Origin of the sequence: Paenibacillus sp. MAHUQ-63 (assembly GCF_028765165.1) — a bacterium.
Lineage (GTDB): Bacteria > Bacillota > Bacilli > Paenibacillales > NBRC-103111 > Paenibacillus_E.
This window is the reverse complement of record NZ_JARADB010000008.1, coordinates 40,041-52,931: the sequence shown is the minus strand read 5'-3', so window position 1 is coordinate 52,931 and position 12,891 is coordinate 40,041. Positions and strand designations below refer to the sequence as shown.

At 55.9% G+C, this 12,891-nt stretch carries 12 protein-coding genes; 2 read left to right on the top strand and 10 right to left on the bottom strand.

Translation table 11 applies throughout. The annotated features are described in order from the left end of the window. Positions 1 to 198 precede the first annotated feature (198 nt). Positions 199 to 1,281 carry a DUF3048 domain-containing protein gene (locus PUT07_RS30590; protein ID WP_274472575.1) on the bottom strand — a complete coding sequence of 361 codons (1,083 nt, stop codon included), beginning with the start codon at positions 1,279 to 1,281 and terminating at the stop codon, positions 199 to 201. 486 nt (positions 1,282 to 1,767) lie between these two features. Between PUT07_RS30590 and PUT07_RS30585 the strand changes: the two genes are divergently transcribed. Continuing rightward, positions 1,768 to 2,184: a thiol-disulfide oxidoreductase DCC family protein gene (locus PUT07_RS30585; RefSeq protein ID WP_274472574.1), complete on the top strand. Its 417-nt coding sequence runs from the start codon at positions 1,768 to 1,770 to the stop codon at positions 2,182 to 2,184. A 50-nt stretch (positions 2,185 to 2,234) separates the two neighbouring features. Here the strand turns inward: PUT07_RS30585 and PUT07_RS30580 are convergent, their stop codons facing one another. Next, a complete protein-coding gene (locus tag PUT07_RS30580) occupies positions 2,235 to 3,029 on the bottom strand; it encodes a DODA-type extradiol aromatic ring-opening family dioxygenase (RefSeq protein WP_274472573.1) in 795 nt (264 codons plus the stop codon). A 232-nt stretch (positions 3,030 to 3,261) separates the two neighbouring features. On the opposite strand from PUT07_RS30580, the gene PUT07_RS30575 reads away from it, so the two are divergent. Then, a complete protein-coding gene (locus tag PUT07_RS30575; protein WP_274472572.1) occupies positions 3,262 to 3,390 on the top strand; it encodes a hypothetical protein in 129 nt (42 codons plus the stop codon). Positions 3,391 to 3,483: 93 nt separating this feature from the next. On the opposite strand, the gene purD is transcribed toward PUT07_RS30575, so the two are convergent. From purD to purS, 8 genes are all read right to left on the bottom strand, one after another. Continuing rightward, a complete protein-coding gene (gene purD / locus PUT07_RS30570) occupies positions 3,484 to 4,743 on the bottom strand; it encodes a phosphoribosylamine--glycine ligase (RefSeq protein WP_274472571.1) in 1,260 nt (419 codons plus the stop codon). A 69-nt stretch (positions 4,744 to 4,812) separates the two neighbouring features. Next, complete coding sequence (purH, locus tag PUT07_RS30565) at positions 4,813 to 6,360, bottom strand: bifunctional phosphoribosylaminoimidazolecarboxamide formyltransferase/IMP cyclohydrolase (protein WP_274472570.1); 1,548 nt, start codon at positions 6,358 to 6,360, stop codon at positions 4,813 to 4,815. 63 nt (positions 6,361 to 6,423) lie between these two features. After that, positions 6,424 to 7,035 carry a phosphoribosylglycinamide formyltransferase gene (gene purN, locus PUT07_RS30560; RefSeq protein WP_274472569.1) on the bottom strand — a complete coding sequence of 204 codons (612 nt, stop codon included), beginning with the start codon at positions 7,033 to 7,035 and terminating at the stop codon, positions 6,424 to 6,426. Next, positions 7,035 to 8,075, bottom strand: coding sequence for a phosphoribosylformylglycinamidine cyclo-ligase (gene purM, locus PUT07_RS30555; RefSeq protein WP_274472568.1), 1,041 nt, complete (start codon positions 8,073 to 8,075; stop codon positions 7,035 to 7,037). Before purM ends, purN begins: the two co-directional genes overlap by 1 nt. 61 nt (positions 8,076 to 8,136) lie before the next feature. Next, the gene (purF, locus tag PUT07_RS30550; RefSeq protein WP_274472567.1) at positions 8,137 to 9,669 is read right to left on the bottom strand and encodes an amidophosphoribosyltransferase; all 1,533 of its coding nucleotides are present in this window, start codon (positions 9,667 to 9,669) and stop codon (positions 8,137 to 8,139) included. Beyond that, positions 9,654 to 11,897 (bottom strand): phosphoribosylformylglycinamidine synthase subunit PurL, encoded by a 2,244-nt coding sequence (purL, locus tag PUT07_RS30545; RefSeq protein WP_274472566.1) that lies wholly within the window; start codon positions 11,895 to 11,897, stop codon positions 9,654 to 9,656. Before purL ends, purF begins: the two co-directional genes overlap by 16 nt. After that, positions 11,875 to 12,570 (bottom strand): phosphoribosylformylglycinamidine synthase subunit PurQ, encoded by a 696-nt coding sequence (purQ, locus tag PUT07_RS30540; protein ID WP_274472565.1) that lies wholly within the window; start codon positions 12,568 to 12,570, stop codon positions 11,875 to 11,877. The genes purL and purQ overlap by 23 nt, the downstream gene beginning before the upstream one ends. Before the next feature lie 69 nt (positions 12,571 to 12,639). Continuing rightward, the gene (purS, locus tag PUT07_RS30535; RefSeq protein WP_079414612.1) at positions 12,640 to 12,879 is read right to left on the bottom strand and encodes a phosphoribosylformylglycinamidine synthase subunit PurS; all 240 of its coding nucleotides are present in this window, start codon (positions 12,877 to 12,879) and stop codon (positions 12,640 to 12,642) included. Positions 12,880 to 12,891 lie beyond the last annotated feature (12 nt).

Here is a 12,891-nt window from a genome sequence, read left to right as displayed (position 1 = left end):
TTCATAGAATACCTCTCTTTCTGACATGTTATTTAACTGAAAAGATATCTATAATATGGACATACCTATCGGTATTACAGCGCCTTCTCCTCCTTTGAATGCGCTTTCCCAAACTCCCCTTACAGGGAGTTTTTTTATTATGCTGTCGGACCGAGCCCCCAAAAAAAACTCCTACGAAGTAGGAGGTTTGGTAGAAAACTATTCCATTTTGAGCTTCGTTCCTTCCGGTACGATCTGCACCCAGGTGTTGCCCGGCAGCAGCGGCACTTCCTTGCCGCTATCGTCGAAGGCGCGCAGGAGTCCGTTCTTGCGTTCCCATGTGATCTGCTGGGACTTGCCCTCTTGCAGGATGACGCCTTTGTTCGGGCCGAAAACGTCGACTTCACGGCGCCCCTCTTTGTCTACGATCTTATGCTTGCTCTCCAGAACGAGCAGGTTCTTGGCCTGCAGCTGCTTGCCGCTTTCTTTATCCAGATGAGGCTTGCCTTCCATGGAACGCATATACACTTTCTCTTGCGCATTGTACTCATACGAAGCGAAGTAGCCTTGGATATACGGGATAAAAATATAATGAACGGCCGGCCCGGTCAGCTTGCTTTGGCCGTCCTTGGCGAACGTCAACAGCGGCCCGTTCCACTCCGAGCGGAACTTGCGGGCTTCGGCGCCCTGTTTCATTTTGGCCACGGAGGTGTAGAGATTGTGCGGTGCTTTACGTTCGGTCGAGCGCCAGTAGAAGGCGCCGTCGCCGTACACCTCGTCGAGGTGAGCCAGCTTGCGGCCGGCCATTATGTCCATTGCTTCCTGGCTCCAGCCGGCGTGGACGATGACCGCATCGAGCGCGTCGCCGATCTCCACGAAATACGGCCGGATGCTGCGTACGGGACCGATCACTTCCGCCTCATGGCTCTGGAACACGGACACGAATCTAGTAATCTCGCCCTCGGCGAGAATTTCGTAGACGATGTCCGCTTGATCCAGACCGGTTTGCGGGCGGGCTTGCGGCGCATTCTCGACCATGACCATGAAGGGCCTGCTCTTCACCTCTTGGGCGGACGGAAGTCCGGTCAGCGGGAATTTGTACGGCAGCTCCGGATCCGCCGCCGAAGCGGCGGGCTTGGAGGCGGGCGCTGAAGCTGTCGGAGTCGCTGCAGCCGTATCCGGGCTGACGGAAGGCATCGACGCAGGCGTGTCGCTGCAGCCGATGAGCGTAATCACCGAACAGCCGAGAACGAGCCAGGCGCTGAGGAATTTGGTACGGCGGGATAGGGACAATGATTTCATCGATAGGCACCTCTTCTCTTCTTCTATTGTTCTACGAGATATATATGCTAGGCAATAGATATGTAGAAGTATTTTCGGATAAGTGCTCGAGCTGGGGATGCGGTGGATAACATGTTGATGAGCCTCGTTATGAAACTGGCGTGAGTGATGAACCTGTGGATGGACGCGTACGGCTGCCGGTAGAATCCACTAAAGACCTGCTAACTCATTATATAGACGCTGCTCCGCTGTGTACGGTTGGGATAAGTGTGTGGACGACTTGAGGCGGATGAAGCAGGTAGTCTGGATAACTCGAAGGTCTATCGGGGTCTTGTGATTATGTGGACGATTGGAACTGACGGCGGATGGAGTTATGAACATGTGGATGAGTGCGCCAGCCTCGATAATTAGGTATAGTAAGAAATGTGGATATGTGCAGATGCGGCTAACAGCTCGCCGCCGCGACCGCAACAATCCGGCATAGCGAAATGAAGGAGGCGATGCTCCATGACTGAGCCTGACAACAAAGCCGAAGCCGTCATTCTCTTCGACGGCGTCTGCAATCTATGCAGCGGAGCCGTGCAATTCATTCTGCGGAACGACCCGAAGGGCTACTTCCGCTTCGCGTCGCTGCAGTCCGCTGCCGGGCAGAGGCTGCTGGAGCGGCACGGGCTGCCCGTGTCCACGATCAGCACCATCGTGCTGATCGAGAACGGGCGCGCCTACACGCGCTCCTCGGCCGTGCTGCGCATCGCCCGTCGGCTCCGCGGCGCTTACCCGCTGGCGTACGCAGCCATCGTCATTCCGGCGCCGCTGCGGAATCTCGGCTACGACTTCGTCGCGCGGAGCCGCTACCGCTGGTTCGGCCGGGCCGAACAGTGCATGCTGCCCAATCCGGCCTACAGGCAGCGCTTCCTGGAGTAACGGCCGCTGCTGCAACAGCTGCCTCCCGCGGACGCGGCGGTCGTTCGCGGCTAGCTGGAGCTTAACGCCTGCCGCCCGCCGAACATCCAGCAGCTGAGGCTGAGCGTACTCATCTGGAAGCTGTGATGCAGCAGCTTCGCCCGGCGCGCCTCGTCGGCCGCCCCAAGCGCCAGCAGCAAGGGCGCGAAATGCCCCGGCGACGGCACCGCCTCCGCGGCATGCGGCGCTCGTTCGTCGTATCTCAGCAGCGCCTCGAGATTCCACGTGTCGAGCTGCTCCGCCAGCCACTCATCGAACGCCACCGCCCACAGCTGCGGCACCGGATCGTTCCGGTCCAGCCTCCGCAGATTGTGCACCGTGCCTCCGCTGCCCAGAACGAGCACGTCCGCCTCCCGCAAAGAACCGAGCGCCGCACCGATGCGGTAATGCTCTTCCGCCGCCAGACGCGGATTCACCGAAAGAGCCACGACCGGAATCTGCGCAGCCGGGTACATGTGCGACAGTGGTCCCCACACGCCATGATCCAACCCCCACTCATCATCGAGCTCACAGCCGATGCCTTCCGCTTCGAATAACTGCCGAATCTGCAAACTGAGCGTCAAATCGCCCCGTGACGGGTATTTCATGTCATGAAGCTTTGGCGGATACCCAGCGAAAGTGTGGAGAGTCCGCGGATGAACCGCCGAGCTTATTCGCTGTACAGGGCTCTCCCAATGTGCGCTGAAGACAGCGATAGCTCTCGGCAGAGGAAGGCTCTTCCCCAGCTTCTGCAGAAACTCGGTGTAAGCATGCTGCTCAATCGCCAATCCCGGCGTCCCATGCGCTATATAAAAAGCCGGCAGCATCACCGCACCTCCTCCCGTCTGGAAATTCATTGCCAGTATTCTACATTATACGCTATCCGCCAGAAATAAAACCTCTTCCCGCGCATAGGCGGCGACAGAGGTTTGGTCTGTACAAACACGGGAACCGAAAGTCGCGGCGGAACGGCTCGGCAGACGAGTGCCGTCTGCCCATGCATGAAACCCGCGGCTCCTGCCAAAACTATCCTTAAGATTAACCCTGGGAGGCAATCGCATGAGTAACCTCTGGACGTTCATTCAGCATCACTGGATTTCACTGGCGCTCATCCTCGGCGCCATTCTCGCCGTCTGGTACGTGTACAAGAACAAAGACAAATACATCCGCGGCTCAAGCGGCAAGTAACACTTCAGCACGCCGAAGCCCGCATCAAGCAAAAACACAGCCCCTTTCCCGCAAAGCAATCTGGCAAGAAAGGCACTGTGTTTTTTTTCATTCCTATTTCAAAGCTTTCATCGCAATATCCGTCCGGTAATGCTTCCCTTCGAAATGAATCCGGTCCGCATCCGCATAAGCTTTCTGGCGGGCTTCGATAATATCTTTGCCGATTCCGGTGATACCCAGAACGCGTCCGCCATTCGTCACGATCTGCCCGTTCTCCAGCGCCGTTCCGGCATGGAACACCAAGGCATCCTGCACGTTCTCCAGGCCTGTAATCGGCAGACCTTTCGGATAAGGGCCCGGATAGCCGCCGGAAGCGACGATCACGCACACCGCTGCATCTTCGCTCCACTCGATCGGCTGCTCAGCCAGCGTTCCTTTGTTGATCGCCAGGAAGATATCCAGCAGATCCGTCTTCAACCGAGGCAAAATCACCTGCGTCTCCGGATCCCCGAAGCGCGCGTTGAACTCGATCGTCTTGACGCCGTCCGGCGTCAGAATCAGACCCGCGTACAGCACGCCCTTGAACGGACGGCCTTCCTTCACCATCGCATCCGCCGTCGGCTGCACGATGTTCACAAGCGCTTCCTGTACAATGGACTCAGGAACGTGCGGCAGCGGCGAGTAAGTGCCCATTCCGCCCGTGTTCGGCCCTTTGTCGTTATCGAAAACAGGCTTATGATCCTGCGAAGGAACCATTAAGCGAACCGTCGATCCGTCAACGAAAGCAAGTAGCGACATCTCTTGGCCAGTCAAAAACTCTTCAATCACGACGCTCGCGCCGGACTTGCCAAACACTTGATCCACCATGATGTCGCGCAGCGCCGCTTCCGCTTCTTCCATCGTTTGCGCGACCGTCACGCCTTTGCCGGCAGCAAGGCCGTCGGCTTTGATGACGATCGGAGCCTTTTGTGAACGCAGGTAAGCCAGCGCAGGCTCATACGCGTCGAAAGTTTCATAAGCGGCCGTAGGGATGTTGTATTTCTTCAGGAGCTCCTTCATAAATACTTTGCTGCCCTCGATGATCGCGGCATTCGCGCGCGGTCCGAACGCTTCGATCCCTTTGGACTCCAGGTGGTCCACCAGACCCGCCGCTAATGGATCGTCAGGAGCGACCATAACCAGATCAATCGCCTGCTCCTTCGCGAACGTGCTGATCTCCTCAAATTGCAGTTCCGTAATCGGCACGCATTCCGCCAACCCGGCGATGCCGCCGTTCCCCGGCGCGCAGTAAAGCTTGCTGATCTTCGGGCTCTTGCTCAGCGCCCATACAATCGCATGCTCGCGCCCGCCTCGTCCAATTACTAGTACACGCATCTATGCCACCCGTCCCTTTCATAGGGAATGCCCACGGTCCCTATTGAATCGTGAGCATTCGCTGTTGTTTTAGTGTTTGAAATGACGTACGCCCGTCATAACCATCGCAATCCCGTTCTCGTTCGCCACGCGGATAGACTCTTCGTCTTTGATCGATCCGCCCGGTTGAATGACCGCCGTGATGCCTGCTTTTGCCGCCATTTCCAGCGTGTCCCCCATCGGGAAGAACGCGTCGGAGGAGAGCACCGCGCCTTTGGACTTCTCGCCGGCTTGCTCAATCGCGATTTTGGCCGCGCCGACACGGTTCATTTGCCCTGCGCCTACGCCAACCGTCATATCGTCAGCGACAAGTACGATCGCATTGGATTTCACATGCTTAACGACTTTCCATGCAAAAAGCAGCTGCTTCATCTCTTCTTCCGTCGGCTGACGCTCGGAAACGACCTTCAGATCGGCTTCCGTCAGTTGGTAAGCATCGCTATCTTGCACGAGCATGCCGCCCTCAACCGTTGTCACGACTGGCTCTGCCTTGCGGCCAGCCACTGTATCTAAGCCGACTACTTTCAGCAGGCGGATATTTTTCTTTTTGGACAGGATCTCAAGCGCTTCCGGTGTAAAATCAGGCGCAATGACGATTTCCAGGAAAATCTCATGCAGCAATTGCGCGGTCGCTTCATCGATCGCACGGTTCGCAGCAACGATGCCGCCGAAGATGGACGTAGGATCCGCTGCGTATGCTTTCTTATAAGCTTCCAGTACGTTCGTCCCGATGCCTACGCCGCAAGGATTCATATGCTTAACCGCAACGACAGCAGGCTCGCTGAACTCTTTGACGATTTGGAGCGCTGTGTTCGCATCGTTGATGTTGTTGTAGGAAAGCTCTTTGCCGTGAAGCTGCTCCGCCGTTGTGATGTTGCCGGCAGCCGCGTTCGGCTTGCGGTAGAAGGCCGCGCTTTGGTGCGGATTCTCTCCGTAGCGAAGCTCCTGCATTTTCTCATACGTAACCGTATAACGCTCTGGGTAAGGCTCGCCCACTTGCTTGGACAAGTAGTCGGCAATCAAAGCATCGTAAGAACCGGTGTGGCGGAACACTTTGGCCGCAAGGCGTTTGCGTGTTTCGAGCGTCGTATCGCCTGTTTCCTGCACTTCTTCCAACACCTTCGCATAGTCAGCCGCATCCACGACGACGGATACGAATGCGTGGTTCTTCGCTGCGGAACGAAGCATGGTCGGACCGCCGATATCGATATTCTCGATCGCGTCCTCGTAAGATACGTTCGGCTTCGCAATAGTCTCAGCGAAAGGATACAAGTTCACGACAACCAGATCGATGTAGTCCAGGCCGAGCTCTTTCATGCTCGCTTGGTGCTCTTCGTTGTCACGAACGGCCAGCAGACCGCTGTGAACAGCCGGGTGCAGCGTTTTGACGCGGCCATCCATGATTTCGGGGAAGCCTGTCACTTCGGAGATCCCGATAACCGGCACTCCTTTGTCCTTCAACAAACTTTGCGTACCGCCTGTAGAAATAATCTCAACGCCCAGCTTTGCCAACTCGCTCGCAAACTCAACGATCCCCGTTTTGTCGGATACGCTGATCAGTGCTCTTTTGATTGCCACGATTCTTCCTCCCAGAAAATGAATTTATAGTAGTTAACGATGTGAAATAAATGCTCTTCTCCGCTACAGCCGCACGCTCACCCTGCGGCCATCCAGGCTGACGCGATTCTCGCGCAGCCAGCGGATGACCTGCGGCAGCAGCACGTGCTCGGCCGCATGAATCCGCTCCGCGAGCGATTCCGCCGTCTCGTGCTCGTGAATCTCCACGGCCCGCTGCGCAATGATCGGCCCGGAGTCCAGCCCGCCGTCGACGAAATGCACGGTGACGCCGGTCTGCTTCACGCCGTACTCGACGGCTTGCTCGATCGCCCGCACGCCGGGGAACGACGGCAGAAGCGACGGATGCACGTTGATCATTCGGCCGTAGAACGGCTCCACCAGCACATTCGTAATAATGCGCATATAGCCCGCCATCACGACCAGATCCACCTGCCGGTCCTGCAATTCCTTGAGAATAACCGCTTCATAAGCCTCACGGTTCTCATACTCCTTCGGGCGGAACGCGAATACCGGCACCTTCGCTTCCTTCGCACGCTCCACCACGTAAGCCTGCGGACGGTCACAGACAAGAAGCTCGATGCTGACATCAAGCTTCCCCTTCTGTACCTGATCTACGATGGCTTGGAAATTCGAACCGCTGCCCGAAGCGAAGATCGCTATCCGGTACGGCTGCATTACACCACAGCTCCTTGAAACGTCACCACACGCTCGCCTTCTGTAACGACGCCCAAGCGGTAAACTTTCTCGCCTTGCGCTTCCGCAGCGGCAATCGCCTTCGCCGCGTCGTCGGCCCCAACGATGATGACCATCCCGATCCCCATGTTGAAGGTACGGAACATATCGTTATTGGAAATGGCGCCCTCACGCTGCATCAGCGAGAAAATCGGCAGTATCGGCCATGAGCCGTATTGGATCTCTACGTTCACGCCATCCGGCAGAACGCGCGGAATATTTTCGATGAAACCGCCGCCTGTAATATGCGCCATTCCTTTGATCGCTACATCTTCGAGCATCGCCAGAATCGGCTTCACATACAGCTTCGTCGGCTCCAGCAGCACGTTGCCCAGCTTATCGCCCAGCTCTTCTACATGCCCCTGAAGCGTGTACCCTTTCTCTTCCAGCAGCAGCCTGCGCACAAGTGAGAACCCGTTGCTGTGCACACCGCTCGATGCCAGTCCTAACACCACGTCTCCGGGACGGATCGTTGTACCGTCGATGATCTTTTTCTTGTCGACGATTCCAACCGTAAAGCCGGCAATGTCATACTCCCCTTCTGCATACATGCCCGGCATTTCCGCCGTTTCCCCGCCGATGAGCGAGCAGCCCGACTGCGAACAGCCGTCAGCGATCCCTTTGATGATCGATTCGATTTTCTCCGGCACGACTTTGTCGCAAGCCAGATAATCCAGGAAGAACAGCGGCTCCGCGCCCTGAACGATAATATCGTTCACGCACATGGCGACCGCGTCGATGCCGATCGTATCGTGCTTATCCATTGCAAAAGCAATCTTCAGCTTCGTGCCCACTCCGTCCGTACCTGATACGAGCACAGGCTCCTCATACTTGTCTTTGTTCAAGCTGAACAGCCCGCCGAAGCCGCCGAGGTCAGTCAACACTTCAGGACGGAAGGTCCGTTTGACGTGTTTTTTCATCCGTTCTACTGCTTCGTTTCCCGCCGCGATATCGACTCCAGCCTTTTTGTAAGCATCCGACACTTCGCAACCACTCCTTATTTTTGTCTATGTAGAGGGAGGCCCGCAGGCCATCCCGCTCTATTTAATCGCAAGCACAGCCAACCTTCGTGACATCCACGATTTCCGTCGGATAGCTGTTATCGAAGCAAGCCGTACAATAGCCGCTTTCCGACCCTGCCGAACCTTGACCGATAGAATCTAACAAGCCTTCTTTGGTTAAAAAATGCAACGAATCCGCATTAATCGCTTTGCGAATCTCCTCGATGGAGTTCATCGCGGCGATCAGCTCTTTGCGGTCCGGCGTATCGATACCGTAGTAGCACGGATTCATGAACGGCGGCGAAGAAATCCGCACATGCACTTCCGTCGCGCCGGCTTCGCGCAGCAGGTTGACGATCCGCAAGGACGTTGTGCCGCGAACGATGGAATCATCGATCATGACGACGCGCTTGCCTTCGACCACTTTGCGAACGGCGCTCAGCTTCATTTTGACACCTTGCTCGCGAAGCTCTTGACTTGGAATAATGAACGTCCGGCCCGTGTAGCGGTTCTTGATCAAGCCCAGCTCATACGGGATACCCGTCTGCTCGGCGAAACCGATCGCCGCCGAAATACTGGAATCCGGCACACCTGTTACAACATCGGCGTCGACGAACGCTTCCATCGCCAGTCTCTTGCCCATCCGCTTGCGCGCGGAGTGAATGTTAACCGTATCGATGTCGCTGTCCGGACGAGCGAAGTAGATGTACTCCATCGCGCAGATCGCACGACGGCCGCTGTCCGTGAACCGCTCCGAACGGAAGCCGTCGCGGTCAATCACGATGATTTCCCCCGGCTGCACATCACGGAAATACGTGGCTCCCACCGCATCGAAAGCGCAGGACTCGGAAGCGAACAAGTACGCTTCTCCCAGACGGCCGATCATGAAGGGACGAAGTCCGTTCGGATCGAGCGCCGCAATCAGCTTGTCCTTCGTAACAATCAGGAACGCAAAGCCGCCGATGACTTGATTCATCGCATCTTTGACCGCGTCCACGATATCATCGTGCTCCGAACGGGCGATAAGATGCGCCATTACCTCTGTGTCGCTCGTCGTTTGGAAGATCGAACCCTTGCGCTCAAGCTCACGCTTGATGATGTTGGCATTATCTAGGTTACCGTTCGTCGCAATCGCAAGATCGCCTTCCCGGTATTTGAAAACGAGCGGCTGCGCGTTCGCCAGCTTGCTCTCGCCTGCTGTGGAGTAACGCACATGCGCAATGGCCGTGGAGCCGCAAAGAGGCGACAAATTGTCATTGCTAAATACCTCTTTGGCCAGTCCCATGCCGCGGTAATAATTAAACTTCCCTTCATCTACCGTACAAATGCCTGCGCTTTCCTGCCCGCGGTGCTGCAGGGCGTGAAGCCCGTAGTAGCACAGAGAGGAAGCTTCGGGATGTCCGTACACCCCGAAAACGCCGCACTCTTCATTCAGCTTGTCAAACAATCCGCCATGGCCGCCTACACCTTCGTTGAAATACTCGCCTGTCCAAAGCTCATGCTGTTTGTCCCCAAGTTGTACCTTGGGAGCAGCCGGAAGCTTCAGGGCCTCGGATTGTTTTACGCCATTAGACATGGGATCGCATCCTTCCAGACTTTCGCCAGCTCGCTTACAGGAGACTGGAGACGCTGTTCGTTGTTGATTTTAACGGTCAATTCAGAACCGGTGACTGTTCCAATTTCTTGGTACGGCACGCCTTGGGAAGCCACCCAATGCTTCAGGGCATCGGCTTTATCCGGCGATGCGCTTAGCAGAATACGGGATTGCGTCTCGCTGAACAGCGCGATATCAGGACGAAGCTCGGAAGCGACGTTGATCTCAGCGCCTACGTTGCCGCTGATGCAGCTCTCGGCCAGAGCGACCGCTAAGCCGCCTTCGGACAAGTCGTGCGCAGAAGCGACAAGGCCTTCTTGAATCGCTTTGAGTACCGTATTTTGCAGACGTTTCTCCACTTCCAGATCAAGCACCGGAGGACGTCCTTCGGTTACACCGTGAATCACATATTGGAATTCGCTGCCGCCGAGCTCCGCTTTCGTCTCGCCAAGCAGGATGATGATGTCGCCTTCTTGTTTGAAGCTTTGAGTTGTGATGTGGTCGATGTCATGCACCAGACCGACCATCCCGATAACCGGAGTCGGGTAAATGGCACCCTTCGCGTTCTCGTTGTAGAGAGACACGTTACCGCCGATAACCGGCGTATCCAGGAAGCGGCAAGCTTCCGCCATCCCGTCTGTGGACTTCTCCAGCTGCCAGAAGATTTCCGGCTTATCCGGGCTGCCGAAGTTCAGGTTGTCCGTAACCGCAAGCGGCTCGGCACCGGAACAAACGATGTTGCGCGCTGCTTCGGAGACGGCGATCCGACCGCCGACTTCCGGATCGAGATACACATAGCGTCCGTTGCAGTCGGTTGTCATCGCGAGCCCTTTGCGCGTGCCGCGAATCGTCACAACCGCTGCATCCGAACCCGGACGCACCGCCGTATCCGTACGAACCATATAATCATACTGGTTGTAAACCCACTCTTTGCTTGCTACCGTCGGGGACGCAAGCACCGATTTCAGCGCATCCGTCAGCTTCGTTACCTCCGGGTAACGAGTCGTGTCGATCGCTGCGCCTGCTTCATAATAAGCCGGAATCTTGCTCGGCTTATTGTAGACCGGGCACTCGTCCACGAGCGCGCCGACCGGCATGTTCCCCACGACTTCCCCGTGGTGGATCAATTTCAGGTAACCGTCGTCGGTGACCTTGCCGACTTTCGCGCAGTGCAGACCCCAACGCTCGAAAATGCCCTTAGCTTGCGCCTCATGCTTAGGCTCAACTACGAAAAGCATACGCTCTTGCGACTCGGACAGCATCATTTCGTAAGCTGTCATGCCTTCTTCGCGCTGCGGAACTTCATCCAGGTAAAGCTCCATGCCGTTGCCGGCTTTACTTGCCATCTCGGCGCTGGAGCAGGTCAGACCTGCAGCGCCCATATCTTGAATACCGAGCACGATGCCGGAATTGATGAGCTCCAAGCAAGCTTCAAGCACCAGCTTCTCCATGAACGGATCGCCGACTTGCACCGCCGGACGCTTCGCTTCGGATTCAGCCGTCAGCTCCTCGGATGCGAATGTCGCCCCGTGGATCCCGTCGCGGCCTGTTGCCGGGCCGACGTAGAAGACCGGGTTGCCTACACCTTTGGCCACACCGCGTTGGATTTTGTCGTGGTCGATCAGACCTACGCACATTGCGTTAACGAGCGGATTGCCTTCATAGCTCTCGTCGAACATCACTTCGCCGCCCACTGTCGGAATCCCGATACAGTTACCGTAACCGGCGATACCGGATACAACGTGCTCGAACAAGTATTTCACGCGGTCATTCTGCAATTTACCGAAACGGAGTGAGTTAAGTAGTGCTACAGGGCGCGCGCCCATGGAGAAAATATCACGAATAATTCCGCCCACACCTGTCGCTGCACCTTGGTAAGGCTCGATTGCCGAAGGGTGGTTATGACTTTCAATTTTGAAAACAACCGCTTGGTTGTCCCCGATATCTACAATCCCTGCGCCTTCGCCGGGTCCCATCAGAACGCGAGGTCCTGTGACCGGGAATTTGCGAAGCACGGGTTTGGAATTTTTGTAAGAGCAATGCTCGGACCACATAACGCTGAATACGCCGATCTCCACATAGTTCGGGTTGCGTCCAAGGAAGCCGCAAATTTTGGCATACTCTTCGTCCGTTACGCCCATTTGCTTGTAAATTTTCTGTTCCGCGATTTGTTCGGCTGTCGGTTCCTTAGCGGATAGCTGCTGCGTCATGTTTTTCCCTCCAAGCGCTTAGAATTGATGTGAACATTTTCTTGCCGTCGGCGGAGCCCAGAATTTCGTGAATGGCACGCTCAGGATGGGGCATCATACCAACTACATTACCAGCTTTATTGGAGATTCCCGCAATATCGTCAACGGATCCGTTCGGGTTAGCCCCCGCTTCATAACGGAACACGATTTGATTGTTTTCTTGCAGTTCTTTCAGCGTCGCGTCGTCGCAGTAGTAGTTGCCTTCACCGTGGGCGATCGGAATGTTGATCAGTTCGCCTTCTGCGTAATCGCGCGTGAAGGCTGTGTTGTTATTCTCCACTTTCAGCAGCGCCTGGTGGCAGCGGAACTTCATGCCTTCGTTGCGCAGCAAAGCGCCCGGCAGCAATTTGGCTTCCGTCAACACTTGGAATCCGTTGCAAATGCCTAGAATGTATTTGCCTTCTTCAGCAGCCTTCGCTACGGCCTTCATCACGTTCGTGAATTGCGCGATCGCTCCGCAGCGCAGGTAATCCCCATAAGAGAATCCGCCCGGCACAAGGATGCAGTCGTATTTGGACAAATCGTCCGCCGTATGCCACACATAATCAACCGGTTGACCGATCGTATCTTCTACCGCCTTATAACAGTCAATATCACAGTTTGAACCCGGAAAAACAAGAACCGCAAAATTCATGACGTTTCCTCCCTCTAAGAGTTTTGCCTTTGGCAAAACTTGCTTCGTATGCCTATCCTCTGGTTTCTGTTACGCCAACTCGTAGCGGTAGTCCTCGATCACCGTGTTCGCGAGCAGCTTCTCGCACATTGCTTTCACACGCGCTTCCGCTTCCGCTTTATCCGTCGTTCCCAGCTCAAGCTCCAAATATTTGCCGATACGCACTTTGCCGACTTCCTCGAACCCCATCGAATGAAGCGCGCCTTGCACCGCTGTTCCTTGCACATCCAATACGTTCTGCTTGATTGTTACGTAGACCGTTGCTTTCATTTCCCAATCTCC